This window comes from Massilia sp. LXY-5 (genome assembly GCF_059801075.1).
This window is the reverse complement of record NZ_JBNNEH010000005.1, coordinates 310873-334219: the sequence shown is the minus strand read 5'-3', so window position 1 is coordinate 334219 and position 23347 is coordinate 310873. Positions and strand designations below refer to the sequence as shown.

Genomic DNA, 23347 nt, shown 5'->3' with positions numbered 1-23347 from the left:
GTCGTGGTCCGCTCAGCCGATGATCCGCAGCGAATAATCCGTCGCCCGCACATCCTTGGTCAGGCTGCCGATCGAAATCCGGTCCACGCCCGTCTCCGCGATCGCGCGCACGGTCTCCATGTTGATGCCGCCCGAGGCCTCCAGCAGCGCGCGGCCCGCATTCACCTGCACCGCTTCGCGCATCATGCCGAGGTCGAAGTTATCCAGCAGGACGGACTTCGCACCCGCGGCCAGCGCTTCCTCGAGCTGGGCGATGGTCTCGACCTCGATCTGCACCGGAACGTTGGAACCCCGGCCGGCGTTCAATGCCGCGGCATTGTTCAGGGCAGCGGTGACGCCGCCGGCCGCGGCGATGTGGTTTTCCTTGATCAGGATGCCGTCGTATAAAGCCATGCGCTGGTTCTTGCCGCCGCCGACGCGCACCGCGTATTTCTGCGCCTGGCGCAGGCCGGGCAAGGTCTTGCGGGTGTCGAGGATGGCGGCATTCGTCCCCGCGATCACGTCGACGTACTTGCGGGTGGCGCTCGCCACGCCCGACAGCAGCTGCATGAAGTTCAGGGCCGCGCGCTCGGCGGTCAGCAGCGAACGGGGCGAGCCGGTTATCGTGCAGACGATGCTGTCCTTCGCCATCAGGTCGCCCTCGGCATACTTCCAGTCGATCTCGATGTCCTGGTCGACGGCCAGCATCACGCCTTCGAACCAGGGTGCGCCGCAGAGAACGGCCGCTTCGCGCACCAGAACCCGTGCTTGGGCGCGCGGTTCTTCGGGCACCAGCATGCCGGTCAGGTCGCCGGTCCCGATGTCTTCCAGCAGCGCGGCCAGGATGTTCTGTTCGAACGAGGCCTGCAGCTTGTCGTCGAAGGCATCGTGGGGGTTCTTCAGCGTCGTCATGCGGGGCCTACATTCGAGAAGAGTTGGGCGTTCTGTTCCAGCGCTCCGCTCGGCAGCGCCTGCGCTTTCCTGGCGGCGGCGAAGTCCAGCATACGGTCGATCGCGCGAACGGCCTCCTTGCCGATCGCCGGGTCGACGAAGACTTCATTTGCGCCCGATTCAAGCACCTCGGCCAGGTTCTTCAGGCCGTTCATAGCCATCCACGGGCAATGGGCGCAGCTTTTACACGTCGCGCTGTTGCCGGCGGTCGGCGCTTCGATGAAGTGCTTGCCCGGCGCGGCGGCGCGCATCTTGTGCAGGATGCCGTTGTCGGTGGCGACGATGAACTGGGTCGCCGGCAGCGTCACCGCGGCGTTGATCAGCTGGGTGGTCGAGCCGACCACGTCGGCCTGGGCCACGACGTTGGCGGGCGACTCGGGGTGCACCAGCACTTTCGCATCCGGGTATTCAGCCTTCAGCAGGTCGAGTTCGATGCCCTTGAACTCGTCGTGCACGATGCAGGAACCCTGCCACAGCAGCATGTCGGCGCCGGTCTGCTTCTGGATATACGAACCGAGGTGGCGGTCGGGCGCCCACAGGATCTTCTTGCCCTGCTCGTGCAGGTGCTTGACGATGTCCAGGCCGATCGAGGACGTCACCATCCAGTCGGCGCGCGCTTTCACGGCGGCGCTGGTATTCGCGTAGACCACGACCGTGCGGTCCGGATGCTGGTCGCAGAAAGCGGCGAATTCGTCGGCCGGGCAGCCCAGGTCGAGCGAACAGGTCGCTTCCAGGTCGGGCATCAGGATCGTCTTTTCGGGGCTCAGGATTTTCGCGGTCTCGCCCATGAAGCGCACGCCGGCGACGACCAGGGTCTTCGCCGGATGGTCGCGGCCGAAGCGGGCCATCTCGAGCGAATCCGAGACGCAGCCGCCGGTTTCCTCGGCCAGGTCCTGCAGGTCGGGGTCGACGTAGTAGTGGGCGACGAGGACGGCTTCTTTTTCCTTCAGCAGGCGGCGGATGCGCTCTTTCAGTTCCGCTTTTTCTTCGCTGGCGAGGGGTGCGGGGGTGCGTGCCCAGGCTTGCGCGGTGCAGGCGTTGCCGCCTTGCGGGTGGTCGTATTCGTAGGTCTGGATGGGCAGGATGTTCATGCGTTATATGCTCTCTTGTCCGGCAGTGATACCGGCGCATGCCAAGCCAGCGCCGGTTGAACGCGTGGGGTCATGCGGGCCAGATGCCCGCATGACAAGCCGCCACGTACCTTAATCGATGCCCTGGCTGGTCAGGTATTCCTCGTAGGTGCCGCGGAAGTCGACGACTTCGTTTTCCTTCACTTCCAGCACGCGGGTGGCGAGCGAAGAGACGAATTCGCGGTCGTGCGAGACGAAGATCAGCGTGCCTTCGTACTTGTCGAGCGCGATGTTGAGCGACTCGATCGATTCCATGTCCATGTGGTTGGTCGGCTCGTCGAGCAGCAGCACGTTGTGACGGCCCAGCATCAGCTTGCCGTACATCATGCGGCCCTTTTCGCCGCCGGACAGCACGCGCACCGATTTCTTGACTTCGTCGCCGCCGAACAGCAGGCGGCCCAGGATCGAGCGCACGGCCAGGTCGTCGTCGCCCTCTTTCGTCCAGCGGCCCATCCAGTCGGTCAGCAGCGCGTCGGTGGCGAATTCCTCGGTCGGATCCTGCGGCATGTAGCCGACGTTGGCGTTCTCGGCCCACTTGGTGCGGCCGTGGTCGGCGGACAGGCCGGTGATGTCTGCGCCGCCGATGCAGCGCAGCAGCGTGGTTTTACCGGCACCGTTGGCGCCGATGATGGCAACCCGCTCGCCTGCCTCGATCATGATCGAGAAATTCTTGAACAGGGTGCGGTCGTAGGCCTTGGTCAGGCCCTCGGTCTCGACGGCCAGGCGGTGCAGCTTCTTCTCGCCCTCGAAGCGCACGAACGGATAGGCGCGCGAGGACGGCTTGAAGTCCTCGATCTTGATCTTGTCGATCATCTTGGCGCGCGAGGTGGCCTGGCGCGCCTTGGACTTGTTGGCCGAGAAGCGGCGCACGAATTCCTGCAGTTCCGCGACCTTTTCCTTGGCCTTGGCGTTGTTCGCCAGCTGCTGGTTGCGCGCCTGGGTCGAGGCCAGCATGTAGTCGTCGTAGGAACCCGGATACACCTTCAGGGTGCCGTAGTCCATGTCGGCGATGTGGGTGCAGACCTGGTTCAGGAAGTGACGATCGTGGGAAATGATGATCATCGTCGAATTGCGCTGGTTCAGCACGTCTTCCAGCCAGCGGATCGTGTTGATGTCCAGGTTGTTGGTCGGTTCGTCGAGCAGCAGGATGTCCGGGTTCGAGAACAGGGCCTGGGCCAGCAGCACGCGCAGCTTCCAGCCGGGCGCCACGGCGCTCATCGGTCCCTGGTGCAGTTCGCTCGCGATTTCCAGGCCCAGCAGCAGTTCGCCGGCGCGGGCTTCGGCTGAGTAGCCGTCGTATTCGGCGACCTTGCCTTCCAGTTCGGCGGCGCGCATGTAGTCGTCGTCGGTCGCTTCCGGATTGGCGTAGATGGCGTCGCGCTGGGCGATGGCGTCCCACAGCTCGGTGTGGCCCATCATGACGACGTCGAGCACGCGCACGTCTTCATACGCGAACTGGTCCTGGCGCAATTTACCCAGACGCTCGCCGGTGTCGAGGCTGACGTTGCCGGCCGACGGTTCGAGGTCGCCGCCGAGGATCTTCATGAAGGTCGACTTGCCGCAGCCGTTGGCGCCGATCAGGCCGTAACGGTTGCCATCGCCGAACTTGACGGAGATGTTCTCGAAGAGCGGCTTGGCGCCGAATTGCATTGTGATGTTAGCTGTGGAGAGCACTGGTGGAAACCTTTAGAAGCGTGTTCGATTAACCGGGTATTTTACCACCCCGGGCGCGTGCCGGGGTGCCACGGGCTGCTCTCGCGCAGCCGCTCAGGCGCAGGCCTGGGCTCGACGCAGGGTCGGGTAGTTGCTCATCGTCAGCCGGAAGCCGGCCTCGTCCGAGACCAGCCTGGCCTGGGCGCCGAACGGAATCGTGACCCGGCGCAGGCCATGTCCGAAGGTCAGGCCGTTGATGACCGGGATCGGGACCGTCTGGCGCAGGTAAGCGAGCATGGCCTCGAAGTCGTAGCCGTTGTCCATCGCGCCCAGCCGGTAACCGGAGAAATCGCCGAGCACGAGGGCCTGCTGGCGCGCCAGAACGCCCGCCTGGTGCAATTGCAGCAGCATGCGCTCGACCCGGTACGGGTGCTCGGCGACGTCTTCCACGAACAGGATGCCGCCGTCGATGCGCGGGAACCATTCGGTGCCGATCAGCGATGCGACCATCGCCAGGTTGCCGCCCCAGATGGTGCCGCAGGCTTCCACGCGCGGGTTGCCGGCCGCGGTCTCCAGGATCGAGTGGGTGGGACCGGCCAGGCAGGACCAGAACTGCTCCTGGGTGAACGGGTCCGGCTCCGGCAGGCCGAAATCGCTCGCGGCAAACGGGCCTGCGTAGCTGAGTGCGCCCGTCCTGGCATACAGGCCCATCTGCAGCGCCGTGATGTCGGAATAGCCGACGAACAGCTTGCCGCTGGCGGCCAGGCGCTCGAAATCGATGGCGGGCATCAGGCGCGTCAGGCCATAGCCGCCGCGCGCGGCCATCACGATATCGACCTCGGGGTTGTCGGCCGCCGCGTACAGCGCGGCCAGGCGCGCCTCGTCGGTGCCGCCGAAGCGCTGGTGGATGGCGCCGTGGTCATAGTAATTATGCACGCGGCAGCCGCACGCCTGCAGGTAGGCGATGCCGCGCTCGACTGAGGCTGGGTCCGGCACGCAGCCGGAAGGCGCCACGATGGCGACGCCGATAGGGGATGTGATCACTGTTTGACGAAGAGCCGGGGTGTTGAGTCCGGCGTCATCTTACCGCGCGCGTTGGCGTCGATCAAGGCAAGCATTCGCTCGTTCAGCTGGGCCGGCAGGTCGTGCCCCATGCCCTGGATGATTTCCAGGCGCGCGCCCGGTATCTGCGCGGCCGTATCCTCGCCGCAACCTGGCGGCACCAGGGGGTCGGCTGCGCCGTGGATCACGACGGTGGGCGCGAGGATCGAGCGCAGCAGTTCGCTGCGTTCCGGTGCGGCCTCGACCGCCTGCATCTGGCGCACTGCGCCGGACGGGCAATAGCAGCGCCGCAAGGCCCGCGCGGCGCGCCGGCGCAGCTGCTTTTCCGGCGTCGGATAGGCCGGGCTACCGATCGCCTGCTGCAGGCCGACGGCCGCTTCGATGATCGAATCGACGTCGTTCGGGTTGGCCGGACGGCGCAACAGCGCCTGGCGCACGGCCGGCGTCGGCCCGGGCAGGCCGCGCTTGCCGCTGCTCGACATGACCGAGGCGAGGCTGAGCACGCGCTGCGGGTGGCGCGCGGCGAGGATCTGCGCCACCATGCCGCCCATGGCCACGCCCACCAGGTGGGCGCGCGCCACGCCCAGCGCCGACAGCACGCCAAGGGCGTCGTCGGCCATGTCCTCGAGGTGGTAAGCGGGTTTGGCGGGGAGCTTCAGGTGCGACCTCAGCCAGCTCCAGGCGCGGTTCGGCTTGCCGGCGCGGTCGAACTTGGTCGACAGCCCGCTGTCGCGGTGATCGAAACGGATGACGTAGAAGCCCAGCTCGACCAGGCCGTCGACGAATTCCTCGGGCCAGCTCGTCAGCTGCATGCCGAGGCCCTGCACCAGCAGCACCGGCGCGGACTTGGCGTCCCCGGCGGTGTCGAAGGCGATGCGGATTCCGTTGGCGGTCAGCGTCGGCATGGTAGTGAAAGGGAGCCGGTGAAGTGGAAGCTGGTGTCTGTTGCGCCGCACGGCGGCCGGATGAAACCAGCATAGCATTTTCACTGCAGCCGCGGCGCCCGTGGCTGTGCGTGCGCGTCTTCGCGGACGCAGGTCAGCAGGTCAAGCCCTCAGGTTCGACGCGCAGCCGCTCGCCGTTCGGCAAAGAAGCCTTTGAGCATGGCGCTCGCCTCCCCGGCCAGCACGCCCCCGGCGACTTCGGTGTGGTGATTCAGCACCGCGTGCGCGAACAGGTCGAGCACCGACCCGCAAACCCCGGTCTTCGGGTCGCTTGCCGCATACACGACGCGCGCCAGCCGCGCATGCATCATCGCGCCCGAACACATGGCGCAGGGTTCCAGGGTGACGTAGAGCTCGCAGCCGGGCAGCCGGTAGTTGCCGAGCTTCTCGGCCGCTGCGCGCAGGGCCACGACCTCGGCGTGCGCGGTCGGGTCGTGACGCCCGATCGGCTGGTTGTAGCCGACCGCCACCACTTCGCCATCCTTGACGACGACGGCGCCGACCGGCACCTCGCCCTCGAGGCGCGCCAGCTCGGCCTGCGCCAGGGCGATGCGCATGAATTTGGCATCCAGCGCGGCATCACGCACCGCATCATGCACGGCGCCGGCCGGCAGGGTCGCAGCGAGCTCGGCGCTGTCAGGCATCGGTGATCTCGGCCCAGCAGTTCGGCGTTTCGTGCAGCACCAGTTTATGCAGGTGCAGGCCGGTGCCGAAGCGGTCGGTATAGGCCGCCTTCAGGATGCCGAAGGCCACTTGCGCCAGGTTTTCCACAGTCGGGATGCGGTCGATCACGACCGTCTTGTGGCCGGGCAGGCTGGCCAGGAAGTCGCGCACCTTGTCGTCCTTTTCGTAGACGATGAAGGCGTGGTCCCAGACGTCGACCAGGTGCTCCTTGGCCAGGGCCTTGATGTCGGAGAAGTCCATGATCATGCCGTTGTCCGAGTTGCCCTCGGCCTGGATCACCTCGCCCACCAGGGTGATTTCGAGGGTGTAGCGGTGGCCGTGCAGGTTGCGGCACTGGCTTTTGTGGTCGGGAATCCGGTGTCCGGCATCGAATTCGAGCTTGCGGGTAATAGTGAGCATCTGGGTGGTTCTTTTCTTACGGGATTTGCAGCAGTTTATGGGTCTGAAGGCTGAGCTTCCACTTCGGATTGCGGCGGCAGGTCTCGATCGCCAGGCGCGTATTTTGCGCGGCCAGCAGGCCGTCCATCGGCTGCACGAAGAAATTGTCGAAGTCGAGATGCTCGTAGGCGGCCAGGTCCTGGTTCGCCTGCGGGATCACGACCTTGATCTCGTTGCCCTTCTCGACGACCAGCTTCGAACCCATCTTCGGGCTCACGCAGATCCAGTCGACGCCGGGCGGCACCGGCAGGGTGCCGTTGGTTTCGATGGCGATCGTGAAGCCGTGCGCATGCATGGCCGCGATCAGCGCCTCGTCGAGCTGCAGCAGCGGCTCGCCGCCGGTGAAGACGACGTACTTGCTAGGCGCGTGGCTCGCGGGCCACAGGCTGTCGATCTCGGCGGCGAGGGCTTCGGCATCGCGGAACTTGCCGCCGCGTTCGCCGTCGGTGCCGACGAAATCGGTATCGCAGAAGGTGCAGACGGCGGTCGCGCGATCGGCTTCGCGCCCGGTCCACAGGTTGCAACCGGAGAAGCGGCAGAACACAGCCGGCCGGCCGGCGTGCGCCCCTTCTCCCTGCAAGGTGTAGAAAATCTCTTTAATGCTGTAAGTCACGTTAAGCCTCTCGTCAACCTTCCATTATACCGCGCCGAAAGCGCGCTTGCCGAGTGTCCTGCCCTGGGCTTCGGCTTCATTGCAGGGCCGTTTGCCAAAATTGCCATCCGGCTTGGGTATTGACTCCAGACAAAACAACGCTTGACGACTAGCGGTAACTTGATTAGAGGAAATTTCTGATAACCCGTCGGAAGGAGCGTCATGAAAACAGCCGGCAGCGTCCCCGTCATCACGATCGCCCTCGTCGGCGCGGCCTGCGCCTTCGGCGCCACGCTGCCCGTGACAACGCCGAGCCTGTCGACCCTGACGACGGTCGTCTGGCTGCTCGGTGCCGGCGCCGCGGTCTGCCTGCTGCTGCGCCGCGCGATCGACGCCGACGACCGCGCCCGCGAACTGGCCACGCGCCTGGCGCGCGAACAGGACGCCCGCCGCGCCGCCGAGACCAACCTGGCCGACACCCAGACCGTCCTGTCGAAGCTGGTGCGCCAGCAGGACAGCGCCCGCGACAGCGAGCGCGGCCGGATCGCACGCGAGATCGGCGACGAACTCGGCCAGACCCTGTTGACCCTGCGGGTCGAACTGTCCCTGCTGCAGGCGGCCTCACTCGGGGTGCAGGCCTCGGTGCATGCGCGCGCCGGCGCCATGATCGGCACCCTCGACCTGGCCCTGAACTCCCTGCGCGGGGTGGTCAATGGACTGCGCCCGCTGGCCCTGAACGAGGGCTTGCGCGCCGCGCTCGAGCGCCAGCTGAACGAATTCACGCGCCTGAACGGCATCGCCCACCAGCTCGAGATCGCTCCCGGCACCCTGATGGAACCCGAATGCGCGGCCTTCGACGCGGACGCCCTGCTCTACCGGGTCTTGCAGGAAGCACTGACCGAGCTTGCCGACCAGGCCAGCGCCACGGAGGTGCACGTACGTTTGCAGCGCGGCGACACGGGGGTAACGTTGCGTATCGACGACAACGGTGACGGCAGTACCCGCGCCGCCCAACATGGCGGCCGGCGCTGCGCCTGCGGCCTCGCGGGCATGCGCGAACGGGTCGAAGCCTCGGGCGGCGCCCTGCGTATCGCCGCCGCACCGGGCGGCGGAACCGCGCTGGCGCTGACCCTGCCCTCGACCCGGGGTTTCGCCCTCAGTTGAATTGTCAATCCGGAGCAGATTGCTCCACATCAATAGCGTGCGGGAGCCGCAGTCGCAGAATCGGACCTTGTCAGCAATCAACAAATTGCTTAACGGAAAAAGGCCGACTGATGACCAGTACAGCAATGCAGTGCGTGACCAGCCCGCTCACCACCAGCCCGCCGATCGACGGGATGCCTCCCGCAAACGCGCATGCCGGCCTGCCGGCCAAGATCACGGAGTCGATGGCCCCGGCCGCCGACCTGGCCTTCGCCTACCAGCTGATGGAGATGCTGGCGGTGCCTGCATTCGTACTCGACAGCAAGGCCCAGGTCCTGATCTGGAACCGGGCCTGCGAACGCCTGACCGGCGTGCCCGCCAGCGAAATCGTCGGCACCGACAACCACTGGCGCAGCTTCTACGACGAGCCGCGCCCTACCCTGGCCGACCTGGTGATCCAGAACCGGCTCGACGAAATCCGCCACATCTACCCGCGCCACGGCAAGCCCCAGGCGGGCACGCAGCCGGGGAACCAGTCGTGCAACAGCGCGCCGCTGTCGGTCGAAACCTGGTGCGACATGCCGCGCGCCGGCAAGCGCCGCTACCTGGCTGCCGACGCCAGCCCGATCTTCGACGACAACGGCCGCCTGAAAGCCGTCGTCGAAACCCTGCGCGACCTGACCGACGAAAAGATGGCCCTGCTCGCACTGGAAAAGCTGGCCACGCGCGACGGCCTGACCGGCCTGGCCAACCGCCGCTGCTTCGACGACACCCTCGCCGCCGAATGGGCGCGCGCCCTGCGCCAGAGCCAGCCGATTTCGCTGCTGATGGTCGACGTCGACAATTTCAAAGCCTATAACGACGCCAACGGCCACCTCGGCGGCGACGAATGCCTGAAGCGCATCGCCACCGCCGTCGCCAGCGAAATGCGCGCCAACGACCTGGTGGCGCGCTACGGCGGCGAGGAGTTCGCCGTGATCCTGCCGAACCAGGCGCTCAAGGGCGCGGCCATCGTCGCCGAACGCATCCGCCGCCGCGTCGAACAGCTGCAGCTGCCGAGCGGCCTGGCGCCCCTGCGCAAGGTAACGGTGTCGATCGGCGCCGCCACCGCGATCGCCGGACCGGACAATTGCGCGAGCGAGCTGGTGGCGATCGCCGATGCCGCCCTGTACCGCGCCAAGCACCTCGGGCGCAACCGCATCAGCCTGCCGTCGGCCGAGGGCGGCTGAGTCCGCGCCTTCACATGCATATCTGATCTCGCTGTTCATTCCCTGGGGAATATCTTATGCTTCGCGCTAGATTTTTTTCCAAGGAGACAGTGTGTCCAAACTCATTTCGACGGCGATCGCGCTGTCCGCGCTCGCTTCGAGCCCGGCGCTGGCCGCTGCGGCCGCGCCCGCCAAAACCACGGGCGACGTCCTGCCCTTCAAGGCGACCGAGAAAACCCTCGCCAACGGGCTGAAGATCATCGTCGTGCCGACCGGCCTGCCGAACCTGGTGTCGGTGACGATTCCGGTCCAGACCGGTTCGCGCAACGAAGTCGAGCCCGGCAAATCGGGCTTCGCGCACTTCTTCGAACACATGATGTTCCGCGGCACCAAGGCCTACCCGCCCGCGAAATACCAGGAAATCATCACCCGTGCCGGCGCCCGCCAGAACGCGTACACGAGCGACGACCTCACGAATTACTACACGACCTTCGCCAAGGAAGACCTGGAAACGGTCCTGAAGGTCGAGGCCGACCGCTTCCAGCACCTCGACTACCCGATCGAGGCGTTCAAGACCGAGTCGCGTGCGGTGCTGGGCGAGTACAACAAGAACAGCGCCAACCCGATGCAGAAGCTGTTCGAAGTCCAGCGCGACGCCGCCTTCAGCACGCACACCTATAAACACACCACGATGGGCTTCCTGAAGGACATCGAGGACATGCCGAACCAGTACGCGTATTCGAAGGTCTTCTTCGACCGCTGGTACCGGCCCGAAAAGACGACCATCATCGTCGCCGGCGACGTCGACCCCGACAAGGCGATCGCCATGGTCGAGAAATACTGGTCGGGCTGGAAGAAAGGCAGTTACACGGCGCCGGTCCCGGCCGAACCGCCCGCGCGCGGCGCCCAGTACCGCCACGTGCCGTGGCCGACGCCGACCCTGCCGCTGGTCACCGTCGCCTTCCGCGCCCCCGCCTTCTCCGACACGACGAAAGACAATGCGGCGCTGGCCATGCTGCTCTCGCTGTCGTTCGGACGCACCTCGCCGCTGTACAAGCGCCTGGTGCAGGACGAGCAGAAGGTCGACCAGCTGTTCGATTTCACGCCGAACCGGGTCGACCCGACCCTGGCCACGATCGGCGCGCGCGTGAAGAAGCCCGCCGACGCCCTGTATGTGCGCGACGCGATCCTGGACACCGTGGCGCGCCTGCGCGAGACGCAGGTAAGCGCCAAGGAACTGGCCGACGCGAAATCGGCGCAGAAATACGGCCTGGTGCGCACCCTCGACAACACCGAGCAGATCGCCTCCACCCTGGCCTCCTACGTCCACTTCAACCGCTCCTACGGCACCCTGAACCGCTACTACCGCGTGGTCGACAGCCTGACCCCGGCCGACCTGCAGGCCGCGGCGCGCAAATACCTGGTCGACGACAGCATGGTCGTCACCACCCTGGCGCACGACGCCTTGCCAGGCGGGATCGAGGCCTTGCCGAAGCTGGCCGCGCTGGCGCCCGCCGCGGGCGAGGCGAAGTTCGAGGTCCTGGTACAGAAATCGGCGCTGCCGCAGGTACGCTTCAAGCTGCTGTTCGCCGCCGGTTCCGCCCACGACCCGCAGGGCAAGAAAGGCCTGGCCACGCTCACCGCCGCCATGGTCGCGTCAGGCGGCTCGCGCGAGCGCAAGATCGACGAAGTCACGAAAGCGCTGTTCCCGCTGGCCGGCAGCTTCTCCGAACAGGTCGACAAGGAGATGACGACCTTCAGCGGCTCGATCCACAAGGACAACTGGAACGACTACCTCGCCATCGCCCTGCCGCTGCTGCTGGAACCGGGCTTTCGCGAAGAAGACTTCCGCCGCCTGAAGGACGCGCAAAAGAACGCCCTGCTCCTCGACCTGAAGGACAACAACGAGGAAGAATTCGGCAAGGAGCGCCTGCAGGCGAACGTCTATGCCGGCACGCCATATGCCCATCCGGTGCTTGGCACCCTGAAGGGAATCGAGTCGATCACGCTCGACGACGTCAAGGCGTTTTACCGGCAGGCGTATACCCAGGGCGCAGTACGCGTCGGCATTTCGGGCGACGTCAGCGAGGGCATGACGGCCTCCCTGAAGACCGCGCTGGCACGTCTGCCGGCCGGCGCCGGACTGGCGGCCACAAGCCTGCCCCAGGGCCGCAAGCCGCACGGCCTGGAAGTCGAGATCATCGAAAAGAACACCCGCGCCACCGCGATTTCCTTCGGCCTGCCCCTGGCCGTGACGCGTTCGCACCCCGACTTCCCGGCCCTGTGGCTGGCCAAGACCTGGCTCGGCGAACACCGCGCCTCGAGCTCGCACCTGTACCAGCAGATCCGCGAGCTGCGCGGCATGAACTACGGCGACTACGCCTATATCGAAGCCTTCCCGCGCGGGATGTTCCAGTTCTTCCCGAATCCGAACCTGGGCCGCAAGGCGCAGCTGTTCGAGGTCTGGATCCGTCCGGTGGCGCCGCAAAACGCGCACTTCGCGCTGCGCCTGGCCCTGTCGGAACTGGGGAAACTGGTCGAACGGGGCCTGAGCAAAGAGGACTTCGATACCACGCGCGATTACCTGATGAAGAACGTCTTCGTCATGACCGCGACCCAGGACCAGCGCCTGGGCTATGCGCTCGACGCCCAGTGGTACGGCACGCCGGAATTTACCCGCATGATGCGCGAGGGACTGGCGAAGCTGAGCGTGGCCGACGTGAACGCGGCCATCAAAAAGCATCTGTCGGCGCGCGATCTCTCGGTCGTCTTCATCACGAAGGATGCTGCCGGCCTGAAGGACGCGCTGGTGAGCGACGCCTTCTCGACCATTACCTACGATGCGGCCAAGCCGCAGGCCGTGCTCGAGGAGGATAAGCTGATCGGTGCGATGAAGCTGGGCATCAGGCCGGAGAACGTCAGGATCACGCCGGCGGCGCAAGCCTTCGCCGAGTAAGAACGAAAAAAGGGGCGCCCGCGGGCGCCCCTTGCATCATTCACGCTGACTGCTTACTTCGTCATTCTCATTTGGTCATTTTGTCCCAGCCGTGGCGAACGGCGGCCTTCATGTTTTCCCAGGTCGAGCCGGTATTGCCGGTGTTGCGTGCTTCCCAGCCGCTGCGCAGGTCCGGTTCGACTTCGTCCCATGGACGGTTGCGGTACATCTGGCTCTGGCGCATTTCGCTGCCATAGCTGTAGGCCGGCTTGTAGCTGTCGTAACCGCTCGCACCCGCGGTGCTGCTGTAGGTCGCGTTGTAGTGGTTACGGTAGTAGCTGTCGTCGTCGTCGGTCGTCATGCGGTCCCAGCCCGATTTCACCGCATCCTTCATCTTTTCCCAGGTCGAACCGGCCTTGTTGCCGGCGCGGGTGGACCAGTCGGTGCGCAGGTCGTTCTCGACTTCGTTCCACTGGCGGCCGCTGTACTTCTGGTTGCGCGCCATTTCGGAGCCGTAGCTGTAGGCCGGCGCGTAGTCTTCGTACGAACCGCCGGTGGTGCCGTAGTTGCTGGTGAAGTGGTTACGGTAGTAGTCGTCGTCGCTCATCATGCTCGAACGTGCCGAGCCGGCCCCGAGCTGCTCGACCTCGACCTCGGTGTGGCGCACCGTGTCGCGGATCTGCTGTTCGCGCTGCGTCACTTCCTTGTTGATCGTCACTTCCTCGACCACGCGTGCCGACTTCTCGACCACGGCTTCCTCGGCCGTCTCGCGCATCTCGATCGACTGCTCCTTGAAGGCGGTGGCGTCCGCGCCGCTGATCGGCTCGTTGACCGGGCGGCGCTCGACGTTCACGTGCTCTTCGCGCAGCTGGACGTTTTCGTTGACCGGGGTCTCGACGACGCGCGAGTAGACGCGCACGCCGCCGCGCGAGACTTCACGTTTGCCGATCTTCAGCTGCTCCTGCACGACGGGGATGGCGGCCGTATTCGTGTCGCGCGCCATGGCGGTGTCGCGTTGCATCGAACCCGTCAGCGAGGAGCCCGTCTGGGAGCCCTGCAGGCTGCCGGCCGATGCGGCCGAGCCTTCCAGCGAGGAGCCGGCCAGCGACTGGTTCTGCAGGTTGCCCGAGCCCGAGCCATAGCTGCCCGTGCTCAGTTCGTCGCGCGAACCGAGCGGCTCCTGATAGGTGGTGCCCATCGGGTTCGGGTCGTTCAGCGACTGCTGGTTCAGCGGCAGGCGGTCGTTATCGGACTGCAGCGACATCGACTGGCCGCCGCTCATGCTGCCGGCGCTGCCCATCATGGCGCCCGAACCTTCGGTCATGCCCCACTTTTCCGACTGCTCGTCGATGTCGATCGGGCCGAAGCGCTCGACGATGTCGGCGGCGCGCTCGACTTCGGCCTCGCTGTCCGCGTTGACCCGCAGCACATGGTTGCCGCGCTCGACGGCGGTCGAGTACTTGGTGCTGTGCACGCTGTCGTCGGTGCCGAAGATATCGCTGAAGAAGTTCTTGATGCTGGTGCCGATGCCTGGCTCATCGTCGACCCGGTCAGCGGTGCTCATGGTCGAATCGGGAGCGGATCCGCCGGTGGCGGACATCGACCCCCCGGGCAGCGTTTCGTCCCCATGCGACAGGCGCACGTCGCTGCTCGAAAAGCCCGACGACAGCAATTCGTTCTTGGCGCTCATGGCGTCGTTGTGATTGTCGAAAACGGCGATCAGAGTATGTTGCATGATGAGTCCTCCAGATAGTATTGATTACTTCAGTGGCGGGGTGCCGGATTCGTCGAAACGTTCGACACTGACCTGTTCGGCCTTCAGGACGACTTCTTCCTGGTGGTGTTCCTCGCGACGGATCCGGGTGATGTGAAGCTCTTCCTTGATGCGCACGCGGCGCTCGACAACCAGTACTTCCTCGAGGATGGGCACGATCAGGGTGTCGCCCTCGTAGCGGTTGGCGGGCGCCTCGTCCGGGGCGACGATGCGATCGACCGGGACGTGCCGGATCTCCACCTCGTCGCGCGCAAGGCGCTCGTCGATGGTGACCGGCTGTTCGACCACGGTCTTGTGAATGCGGACACCGCGTCCCGTGTCCACCGTACGGGTGCCGATGGCAAGCTCTTCCGCGATAACGGGGACCCGCAAGGAGTCTTGCGCTAACGGTTCTGCGGGGTTCCCTGCCATTGATTCGACTCCGTGTGGTTGTTGGTGCGAGACAGATTCAGCGTACCCCAAACTGCCGGGACACCGCGCACCATTGACTCCTGTAAATGTTAAGCAAATAAAAACGAACAAATAGGCAGAAAGGGCGTAAATAAAGGCGAAACGCCAGATCGGCGGGTCTTGAAAACCCGGAAAAGGAAAGGGTAAGAACGGCCTCGAACGAGGCCGTGGAAGGGCTTGCTGCGGAGACTAGTTGAACGGGTTGGCGACGTTCTTGACGTCGGGCGGCGGCAGGTGTTCCGGCAGGGTCTGGCCCTCGAGTTTGGCGAGCACGGCTCCCAGGATCTCGTGCAGGCGGCGCGCGTGCGCCAGGCCCTGCTGGTCGGCCGTCAGGTCGACGTCGCCCGAGATCGTGATCCGGTCAAGCCGGTTCTCGATCATCAGGTTATCGATCTGCAGGACATCGGCTTCGTTCGCATACGGCACAAAGGTCTTCTTTTTCGCGGTCATGGATGGCTCCGGTATTCAAATGCGTCAAATGAGGAATCAGCGTCAGGAGAAGAAACCGCTCTTCTTTTTCAGGCGGATCTTCGGCAGGGCCAGCATGCGTTCCTTTTGCTGGGTCGTGAGCGAGGGCAGGAATTCGATGCCGACGATGCGTTCGAGTTCGGCCACGGGAATGACCTGGATGTCGGCGCCCGCGCGGTTCTCCGTAAAGTAGGCCGCGGCGCGTTGCTGGCGCGGGCTGTAGACCACTTTGTACAGATGGGTCGGCACCAGCACGTTGCCGACCTTCTTCAGGTTGGTGCCGAGGAAGGCGGGGCCGGTGATCACGTACAGCTGCCCTTCCTTCTTCGCCATCTTGCGCACCGCGCCCTCGATCGGGGCCCAGATATGGCGGTTGTGGTCGCCGTCCTGCGGCACCATGTTGGCCAGCGTGAAGCTCTCGCGCTGGGTGTCGCGGTCCGGCATGTCGCCGTTCGGGGTCATGTGGCCGCGGTCGTAGCCGCTGCGCGCGTAATCCATGAGTTCGGCCCGCTGGCCGCGCGGCAGCCGCTCCTCGGGATGGAAGGCGTTGTCGCGTTTCAGGCCCTGGGCCGATTCCACGTTTTCGGCGCGCAAGTGTTCGGCCGACCACAAGGGCGTGCGCGTGACCCCCGAATGCATCACGCCGAACACGCCGTAGCACAGTTCGCGCGTCGCCACGGCGAGCTTGGGGTTGCGGATCTCGGGCGCGCGGCCGCCGGCGTAATGGTCGGGACAGTCCGATGCCAGGGCCAGCGCGGGGGCCAGCAGCGCCGCCACCAGGCCGGCGCCGGCAATAAATTTCTGGAACATGAATGAATCGAAAGTGTGTGACAAAAGCGCATTGTAGCCGACACAGATTGCGCCGGGCGGCGCTACCGCCCTGCCCCGCCTCGGACCCGCCTTTGCGCCGGGGCGTCAATACCGGCGCACGATAGGAAAGCGCGCCTGCATTGTCGAGCAGAATGCTCTAGAATTACGGCTCTTTCGATAACATTCCATACCGGAAACAACCACCGCCGATGGAAAAGGTCCCGTTCCCGGAGGAGCTGCGGCGGTTCGTGCTCACCAGCATACCGTCCGTCCCCTTCCTCGAAGCCCTGCTGCTGCTGCGCGCGAATCCGACGCAGCAATGGCATGGCGACACCCTGGCGCAGCGCCTCTACGTGCGCGAGCGCACCGCGCAGGCCCTGCTCGAGGACTTGTGCCGGGCCGGCATGATCGCGCCCTGCCCGGCGCCCGACGAGGGCTGCTATCAATACCACCCTTCTTCCAGTATGCTGCGCGAACGCATCGATGCGCTCGCCGACCTGTATGCGCGCCACCTTGTCGAAGTCACCCTGCTCATCCATTCTTCACTCGACCGCAAGGCCCAGCAATTCGCCGACGCCTTCAAACTGCGAAAGGACTCGTAAGTGGCGGTAACGATCTACATCCTGTGTATCCTGACCTCGCTTGCCTGCACCTGGCTGCTGTTCGGCAGCTATCGCCGCACGCGCTACCGCCTGCTGTTCTGGAGCGGCGCCTGCTTCGCGGTGATGACGCTGAATAACCTCTTCCTCCTGCTCGACAAGATCGTGTTCCCGAGCATCGACTTCCTGCCCGCGCGCCTCATCAGCGCGCTGGTCGCCACGCTGCTGCTGCTGTACGGCCTGATCTACGAGAAGGAATAAGCAATGAACGATGTGATTGCCGGCGCCGTCTGCATGGGTTCGCTCCTGATCGCGCTCTTCTTCCTGCGCTTCTGGCGCGATTCGCGCGACCGGTTCTTCCTGTACTTCGCGCTCTCCTTCTTCATCGAAGGGCTGCACCGCCTGTATTCGGCATTGCACGACGCCGGGGGCGAGGATTCGCCGCTGCACTACCTGATCCGCCTGCTGGCCTATGGCCTGATCCTGTGGGCGATCCTGGAGAAGAACCTGCCGCGCGAGCGCGACCGCAAATAGCGTGCGCCCGTGCGCAGGACGCGCTGACATAATGAAGCCATGTGAACATTCCGATAAGGAGAACAGCATGGCGAACAATTCGGCAACCACCGATCCGCGCGGCCAGCCGCAAACCCCGCAATCCCCGCAGCCCGGCACCGGCGAGCACAATCGCTCGGAAAACCTGCTGCCCGGCGAAGAAGGCGCCGAGGACGGCCGCTTCGAGGTGGCCGAAGAGGTCAGCCTCGACATCCAGGGCGACGACGCGCGCCGCGTCGGCCACCTGGCGAACGTCGAGGAGTCGATGCCCGACACCGTCCAGACCGAAGCCGAGGACGAGAACAAGGGTACGCCCTGATCCCCCTCCTCCGATCGTAAAAACAGCGGGCGCCGATGGCGCCCGCGATGCTTTCTGCCCTTGCCGCCTACACCTTGACGCCCATGCGCAGGCCTTCGATCGTATGCGCCTGCACGATCGGTTCCAGGCGCTCGACCACGCGGCAGGTGATGTGGCGGCGCAGCTCGGGCGCCAGGCTCTCGTAATAGGCGTGGGTCAGCTGCAGGTCGTGCTTGTCGGCGTTGTGCGCGTCGGGCGCGTCGACGCCGAGCACGAACACCGGACGCGAACGGTCCGACTGGTTGGCCGTGCCGCGGTGGATGGTCAGCGCCGAACGCGCCGAAATATCCCCCATCTTCGGCAGCTTGCGCTGGGCGCGTGCCTCGTAGCGCGGCCACAGCTCCTTCGCAGGGAACATCGGGTCGCCGCCGGCCAGGTCGTCCCACTGGGTACCGGGCGCGATTTCGAAGGGTCCCATGTCCTCGGTGACGTCGACCGTCGTGATGTTAAAGGCGAGCGAGTTGATGCGGCGCCCGATCAGGGTCGCGTCGGGCGACTTGAAATCGCGGTGCCAGGGCTGGTGCAGCGCGCCGGGACCGGGCACGTCGAAGCCCGCTTCGACAACCCGGTACTCGGGGCCGAGGATGGCGCGGCAGACCGCCACCACCCAGGGATGGCTGATGATGTCCGCGAAACCCGACAAACGCTCGGGATGGACCTCGACGTAATAGCGGTTCGGGCCGCGTGCGAGCGCGCCGCCGGGCTGGCGCTGGGCTTCCTCGAACAGCATGGCGATATCGCGCCCGAGCCGTTCGACCCAGGCGCGCTCGAAGGCGCCCTTGCAGGCGATGATGCCGTCGCCGTAGATCCCGCCCATGATGGCGGCGACGTCGTAGTCCTGGGCGGCGGTGAGTTGGGTGCGCATGAAGATCCTCCTGTTTTCCGGGCGGGTTCATGTTACTGCGAAAGAGCATCGGCGGCGCGCACGGGCGCCTGGATACCCGGGGCGCATGGCAAGGCGCCGACGCTACCAATCCAGGGTCAGCAACAGCGCGCCCATCCTCGGCCAGCACAGGCGGCTGATCTCGCTGCGGTCGGCCCACATGAAGCCATCCGTCTCCGGCGTCGGCCTGCCGGTCTTCTGGTGCGGATAAAAGCTGGTGCAGGCGAGCTGCGCCAGGTCGCCCAGCTCGTCGCCGGCGTCGACCCGGAACAGGTGCAGGCGCTTGTCGCGCCGGTAGTCGAATTCGCCGAGGTCGAGGAAGCGCCCGGCGTCGAAGACGGCGCCGGCTTCCTCCTGCAGTTCGCGCATCGCCGCCTCGAGCGAGGTCTCGCCCGGATCGCGCATGCCCTTCGGGATGTCCCAGGCGGCGGTATGGGTCACATGGCAGAGCAGCAGCTGGCCGCGCGCGTTGAGCACCAGGGTGCCGCAGGAGACGGTGTGCTTGCTCATGTGCGTCTCATGTGCTGCTCAAGTTTCGCCCGCCGGTTGCGGTGGCGAGCGCCTGCTCCAGCGCCTCGCGGCTGACCGGCTTGGTCAGGTGCTGGTCGAAGCCGGCCTGGTGCGAGAGCGTCATGTCGCTGGCCGCGCCCCAGCCGGTCAGCGCGACCAGCATCATGTCGCGCAGCGCGCCGCCGGCACCATTGCTCGCACGGATAGCGCGCGCCACTTCATGCCCGTTCATGCCCGGCAGGCCGATATCGAGGAAGCCCAGGTCGGGCTTGAATTCGCGCGCCGCCGCCAGCCCGGCCGGCCCGTCATGCGCCATGCGCGTTTCGTGGCCGAGGGCTTCGATCAGCGCGACCAGGCTTTCGGCCGCATCCTGGTTGTCGTCGACCACCAGCACGCGCAGGCGGCGCGCCGGCGCCTGGGCCGCCGGGCCGGGGACGGCGTCCCGCGCTTCGCCCGCGCCGCGCCGCAGCGGCAGCCGCACGGTGAAGGTGCTGCCGCGCCCGCGCCCTTCGCTGAAGGCGTGTACCCGGCCCCCATGCAGCTCGACCAGGCGGCGCACCAGCGACAGCCCGATCCCGAGCCCGCCCTGGGCGCGATCGAGGCTGCTGCGCACCTGGGTAAACATCTCGAACACCGAGCCGATGGCGTCGGGCGCGATGCCGATGCCGCTGTCGGTGACGGCCACCACCGCCTGCGCGCCCTCGCGCCAGGCCGCCAGCGAAATGCGGCCGCCTCCCGGCGTGTACTTGGCCGCGTTGTTGAGCAGGTTCGACAGCACCTGCACCAGGCGCGTCAGGTCGGCGTCGAGCGGCAGCGCTTCCTCGGGCAGGGTCACCTGCAACTCGTGATTGCCGGCGTGGATCAAAGCGGTGCTGCTCTCCACCGCCATCGACACCGCCGTGCGCAGGTCGATCGGCTCCTTTTTCAGCTCGATGCGTCCGCGCGTGATGCGGGCGATGTCGAGCAGGTCGTCGACCAGGTGGATCAGCTGGCCGAGCTGGCGGTCCATCATCTCGTGCACGCGCACGGCGGTGGCGGCCGCGGTGGCGGCATTCGCCGGCGCCATCCGCAGCAGGTCGAGGCCGGTGCGGATCGGCGCCAGCGGATTGCGCAGCTCATGCGCCAGCGTGGCCAGGAATTCGCTCTTGCGGTGGTCGGCCTCGGACAGGTCGGCCGCGATGCGGCGCAGCTCGTCCTCGGCGCGCTTCTGTTCCGTGATGTCGCGCGTGATCGTCGCCAGGCCGAGGTGGGCGCCGTCGGCGCCGTGCACCGCGAAGCCCTTGAAATAGACCGGCACCGCGTCGCCCGTCCCGCGTGCGGCGAACTTCAGCTCGCCCTCCCATTTCTGCTCGCCGCCGCGCAGGGCCGGCAGCACGTCGGTACGGACAAAGGCGCGGCAATCCTTCGAGAACAGGTCGAGCAGGCGCGTGCCGCCGATGTCGGCATCCAGGCCCAGCCCGGCCATGGCACGCCCGGCGGGATTCAGGTAAAGGCCGCTGCCGTTTGGCGCGAAGATGCCGATGAAGTCCGAAGACTGTTCGGCCACGGCCGCCAGGCGGCGCACGCCCTCCTCGGCCAGGCGCCGCTCGCTTTCGTCGCGCAGGTAGAGGGCGATGCCGCCGTCCGGCGTCGGGAAGCAGTTGATCTCGTACCAGCCGCCCCAGGCGGCGAGATAGGCCTCGGTGCGGGTGGCGGCACGCTCGCCGGCGCAGCGGCGGCAGGCCTGCTCGTGGCGGCTGCCTTGCCAGTCGGGGAACAGGTCCCAGAACACGTCGCCGAACAGCTGTGAACGGTCCAGGCCCGTGATCCGTTCGGCCGCCGCATTCGCGTAGCCGATGCGCCAGGAACTGTCGAGGGCCAGGAAGCCGTCGGTCATGCTTTCCAGGATCGCGTGCGAACGTTCCTCGGCGAGCTGGCGCGCCGCCGCTTCGGCGCGCTGGCCGATCACCAGCGAGGCGCTGTTGGCCAGCAGTGCCAGCGCCGCTTCGTCGCGCGCCGTGCGCGCCGCGCCGGCACGGTAGTACCAGGTGAAGGCGCCAAGTACGCTGCCCGCCGGCGACAGGATCGGCAAGGCGCGGCAGGCGGCGAGGCCGGCCGCCAGCGCCGGACCGCGGCAGCGCTCCCAGAGCGGATCGGTGGCGATGTCGGGACAGTCGACCGGCTCGGCGCGCCAGGCCGCGGTGCCGCCGGCGCCGCCCAGGGGCGACATGCCGAGCTTGTCGAGGGCGGCGCGCAAGTCGTCCGGCAGGCCGGGCGCGGCCGCGTGGCGCAAGCCGCCGCCCGCATCGGCCAGCTGGATCCCGGCCAGGGCCGCGCCGCCGGCGTATTCCTCGGCGGTGCGCGCCAGCAGGTCGAGCACGTCGTCCAGCGGCGCGTCGGAGACCGCCAGTTCGAGGGCGCCGCGCTGGCCGACCGCCAGCAGGTTGGCGCGGGTGCGTTCGGTGACGTCGATCCCGTGGATCAGCACCCCCGACACGCTGCCGTCCGGCTCGCGCAGTGCCATGTAGATGAAGTCGACGTAATAGGTGTCGAGTTCCCCGCTTTCGGTCTGCAGCTGCAGGCGCACGTTGCTGCCCTCGTGCGCTTCGCCGCTGCGATAGACGGTTTTCAGCAGCTCGTACAGGCCCTGGCCGACCAGCTCCGGCAGGGCCGCGTGGAAAGGCTTGCCGAGCAGCGCACGCCGCCCCACCAGGTTCGAGAAGCGCTGGTTGGCCATCTCGAACACCATGTCGGGCCCGCGCATGACGGCCATGAAGGCGGGCGCCTGGTAGAAGATGTCGCGCATGCGCTCGCCCGCCGCGCGCAGCTGCGCCACCAGGCGTTCGCGTTCGCGCCCGGCCGTCTGGCGCGCGCTGATGTCGGTGAAGGTCAGCACCGCCCCGCCGGGACCCGCGCCGGTGGTCAGCGGATGGACCGAGCAGGCGACCGGCAGGATGGAGCCGTCCTTGCGCAGCAGGTGGGTGTCGTCCAGGCGCAGCACGCTGCCGTTTCTCAAGGCGTCGAGCAGCGCGCCCTCTTCCAGGTCACCGTCGGACTGCGCGGCGCCGCGGGCCGGCAGCAGCTTGCCGACCGCCTGGCCGGCCAGTTCCTCGGGGGTGTAGCCAAGGCAGGCCGCGCCGGCGGCGTTCAGGAAGGTGCAGCGTCCGCCGGCGTCGAGCCCGACGATGCCCTCGCCGGAGGATTCGAGCAGGCGTGCAAAGCGCTCGGTGCTTTCGCCCAGCGCCCGTTCGCTCGCGGCCAGCTGCTCGGCCGCCTCGTGTTCGGCGGTGGCGTCGCGCATGATCTTGGCGTAGCCGCGCAGCTGCCCCTTTTCGCGCAGGGCGATCATCATGCCGTCGGCGAAGAAGCGGCGGCCGTCGCGGCGCAGGTGCCAGCGCCGGTCTTCCGAGCGTCCTGTCGCGCGGGCGCGCGCCGCTTCTTCGTCGGGCTGGCCGGCGGCGCGGTCTTCGGGAAGGAAGAGCATGTCCGCGCTCTGGCCGATCGCCTCGGCCGCGCTCCAGCCGGTGACGGCCTGCGCTCCGGCCTCCCACTCGGTGATGCGGCGTTCGGTGTCGGTACCGATGAAGGCGTAGTCGTGCAGGTTGTCGACGATCAGGCGCAGGCGGCTGGCGTGGCCGCCGGCCGCTTCGGAAGCGCGCGCCGGCGCCTCGCTGCGCAGGCGCGCCAGCTCGGCGGCCTGGCGCTGCAGTGCCAGACAGCGGTTCACGCGGGCGCGCAGCACGTGGGCCTTGATTGGTTGGGCGAGATGGTCGACGTCCCCCAGCGCATACGCGCGTTCATCGGGAAAGTCGTCCGGATCGGCGGCCGTGATGAAGATGATCGGCACCGCTTGCGAACGCGGATGGCGGCGCATCAGCTCGGCGGTCTGGAAGCCGTCCATGGCCGGCATCTGGACGTCGAGCAGCACGAGCGCGAACTCCTCCTCGAGCAGCGCGCGCAGCGCGGCTTCGCCTGACCCGACGGACACCAAGGTGGCGTCGAGGCCGGCCAGCAGCGCTTCGAGCACCGCAAGGTTGGCTGGCTGGTCGTCCACGAGAAGGATGCGGGGTTGGACGGCAGCGCTCATTGATCGGGAGAGGGTCGGGGGCAGAAGGTCAAAGGCAGGTGGGCGGACGCTGTGCGCGTGAGATTGTGTGAATAATTGTGAAGAATGCAATGTATGCCTCAGGCATCCAATTGTCAATTGTGCGCGCCTTCAGCCGAGCGGGCCGCACACTAGGCGGT

22 protein-coding genes are annotated in these 23347 nt (G+C 66.6%); 7 read left to right on the top strand and 15 right to left on the bottom strand.

Translation table 11 applies throughout. The features are described from left to right. Positions 1-12: 12 nt before the first annotated feature. The 8 genes from nadC to queE form a co-directional block, all read right to left on the bottom strand. Positions 13-891, bottom strand: a complete 879-nt coding sequence (nadC, locus tag ACI48I_RS16565) for a carboxylating nicotinate-nucleotide diphosphorylase (RefSeq protein ID WP_498574821.1) — start codon at positions 889-891, stop codon at positions 13-15. Further along, the gene (gene nadA / locus ACI48I_RS16560; protein WP_193685832.1) at positions 888-2021 is read right to left on the bottom strand and encodes a quinolinate synthase NadA; all 1134 of its coding nucleotides are present in this window, start codon (positions 2019-2021) and stop codon (positions 888-890) included. The genes nadC and nadA overlap by 4 nt, the downstream gene beginning before the upstream one ends. Before the next feature lie 111 nt (positions 2022-2132). Further along, a complete protein-coding gene (locus ACI48I_RS16555) occupies positions 2133-3734 on the bottom strand; it encodes an ABC-F family ATPase (RefSeq protein ID WP_498574820.1) in 1602 nt (533 codons plus the stop codon). A gap of 93 nt (positions 3735-3827) precedes the next feature. Next, positions 3828-4757 (bottom strand): muramoyltetrapeptide carboxypeptidase, encoded by a 930-nt coding sequence (ldcA, locus tag ACI48I_RS16550; protein WP_498574819.1) that lies wholly within the window; start codon positions 4755-4757, stop codon positions 3828-3830. Next, the gene (locus tag ACI48I_RS16545; RefSeq protein ID WP_498574818.1) at positions 4754-5680 is read right to left on the bottom strand and encodes an alpha/beta fold hydrolase; all 927 of its coding nucleotides are present in this window, start codon (positions 5678-5680) and stop codon (positions 4754-4756) included. The genes ldcA and ACI48I_RS16545 overlap by 4 nt, the downstream gene beginning before the upstream one ends. 149 nt (positions 5681-5829) lie before the next feature. Further along, a complete protein-coding gene (gene tadA / locus ACI48I_RS16540; protein WP_193685828.1) occupies positions 5830-6363 on the bottom strand; it encodes a tRNA adenosine(34) deaminase TadA in 534 nt (177 codons plus the stop codon). Further along, a complete protein-coding gene (queD, locus tag ACI48I_RS16535; protein ID WP_193685827.1) occupies positions 6356-6802 on the bottom strand; it encodes a 6-carboxytetrahydropterin synthase QueD in 447 nt (148 codons plus the stop codon). Before queD ends, tadA begins: the two co-directional genes overlap by 8 nt. A 16-nt stretch (positions 6803-6818) precedes the next feature. Beyond that, positions 6819-7454: a 7-carboxy-7-deazaguanine synthase gene (gene queE, locus ACI48I_RS16530; RefSeq protein ID WP_193685826.1), complete on the bottom strand. Its 636-nt coding sequence runs from the start codon at positions 7452-7454 to the stop codon at positions 6819-6821. A 201-nt stretch (positions 7455-7655) separates the two neighbouring features. Here queE and ACI48I_RS16525 point away from each other — a divergent pair, with 201 nt between their 5' ends. The 3 genes from ACI48I_RS16525 (at position 7656) to ACI48I_RS16515 (ending at position 12740) form a co-directional block, all read left to right on the top strand. Next, complete coding sequence (locus ACI48I_RS16525; RefSeq protein WP_498574817.1) at positions 7656-8597, top strand: sensor histidine kinase; 942 nt, start codon at positions 7656-7658, stop codon at positions 8595-8597. Between the two features lie 224 nt (positions 8598-8821). Then, positions 8822-9805, top strand: a complete 984-nt coding sequence (locus ACI48I_RS16520; protein WP_498575039.1) for a sensor domain-containing diguanylate cyclase — start codon at positions 8822-8824, stop codon at positions 9803-9805. A gap of 91 nt (positions 9806-9896) precedes the next feature. Continuing rightward, positions 9897-12740 (top strand): M16 family metallopeptidase, encoded by a 2844-nt coding sequence (locus tag ACI48I_RS16515; protein ID WP_498574816.1) that lies wholly within the window; start codon positions 9897-9899, stop codon positions 12738-12740. A 67-nt stretch (positions 12741-12807) separates the two neighbouring features. Here the strand turns inward: ACI48I_RS16515 and ACI48I_RS16510 are convergent, their stop codons facing one another. The 4 genes from ACI48I_RS16510 to ACI48I_RS16495 form a co-directional block, all read right to left on the bottom strand. Further along, positions 12808-14454: a YsnF/AvaK domain-containing protein gene (locus ACI48I_RS16510; RefSeq protein WP_498574815.1), complete on the bottom strand. Its 1647-nt coding sequence runs from the start codon at positions 14452-14454 to the stop codon at positions 12808-12810. 24 nt (positions 14455-14478) lie between these two features. After that, the gene (locus tag ACI48I_RS16505; protein WP_227496457.1) at positions 14479-14865 is read right to left on the bottom strand and encodes a YsnF/AvaK domain-containing protein; all 387 of its coding nucleotides are present in this window, start codon (positions 14863-14865) and stop codon (positions 14479-14481) included. Between the two features lie 267 nt (positions 14866-15132). Further along, complete coding sequence (locus tag ACI48I_RS16500; RefSeq protein WP_498574814.1) at positions 15133-15393, bottom strand: hypothetical protein; 261 nt, start codon at positions 15391-15393, stop codon at positions 15133-15135. Positions 15394-15435: 42 nt separating this feature from the next. Continuing rightward, a complete protein-coding gene (locus ACI48I_RS16495; protein WP_498574813.1) occupies positions 15436-16221 on the bottom strand; it encodes a DNA/RNA non-specific endonuclease in 786 nt (261 codons plus the stop codon). 209 nt (positions 16222-16430) lie between these two features. On the opposite strand from ACI48I_RS16495, the gene ACI48I_RS16490 reads away from it, so the two are divergent. From ACI48I_RS16490 to ACI48I_RS16475, 4 genes are all read left to right on the top strand, one after another. Further along, entirely contained in the window at positions 16431-16823 is a 393-nt protein-coding gene (locus ACI48I_RS16490) for a hypothetical protein (protein ID WP_193685820.1), read from the top strand. Further along, positions 16824-17081 carry a DUF5985 family protein gene (locus ACI48I_RS16485; protein WP_193685819.1) on the top strand — a complete coding sequence of 86 codons (258 nt, stop codon included), beginning with the start codon at positions 16824-16826 and terminating at the stop codon, positions 17079-17081. A 3-nt stretch (positions 17082-17084) separates the two neighbouring features. Next, positions 17085-17354, top strand: a complete 270-nt coding sequence (locus tag ACI48I_RS16480; protein WP_193685818.1) for a DUF5985 family protein — start codon at positions 17085-17087, stop codon at positions 17352-17354. Between the two features lie 67 nt (positions 17355-17421). After that, the gene (locus tag ACI48I_RS16475) at positions 17422-17691 is read left to right on the top strand and encodes a hypothetical protein (RefSeq protein ID WP_193685817.1); all 270 of its coding nucleotides are present in this window, start codon (positions 17422-17424) and stop codon (positions 17689-17691) included. 67 nt (positions 17692-17758) lie between these two features. Here the strand turns inward: ACI48I_RS16475 and ACI48I_RS16470 are convergent, their stop codons facing one another. The 3 genes from ACI48I_RS16470 to ACI48I_RS16460 form a co-directional block, all read right to left on the bottom strand. Continuing rightward, the gene (locus ACI48I_RS16470) at positions 17759-18595 is read right to left on the bottom strand and encodes a phytanoyl-CoA dioxygenase family protein (RefSeq protein ID WP_498574812.1); all 837 of its coding nucleotides are present in this window, start codon (positions 18593-18595) and stop codon (positions 17759-17761) included. Positions 18596-18697: 102 nt separating this feature from the next. After that, positions 18698-19123 (bottom strand): NUDIX hydrolase, encoded by a 426-nt coding sequence (locus tag ACI48I_RS16465; RefSeq protein ID WP_498574811.1) that lies wholly within the window; start codon positions 19121-19123, stop codon positions 18698-18700. 7 nt (positions 19124-19130) lie between these two features. Next, positions 19131-23156 (bottom strand): PAS domain S-box protein, encoded by a 4026-nt coding sequence (locus ACI48I_RS16460; RefSeq protein WP_498574810.1) that lies wholly within the window; start codon positions 23154-23156, stop codon positions 19131-19133. Positions 23157-23347 lie beyond the last annotated feature (191 nt).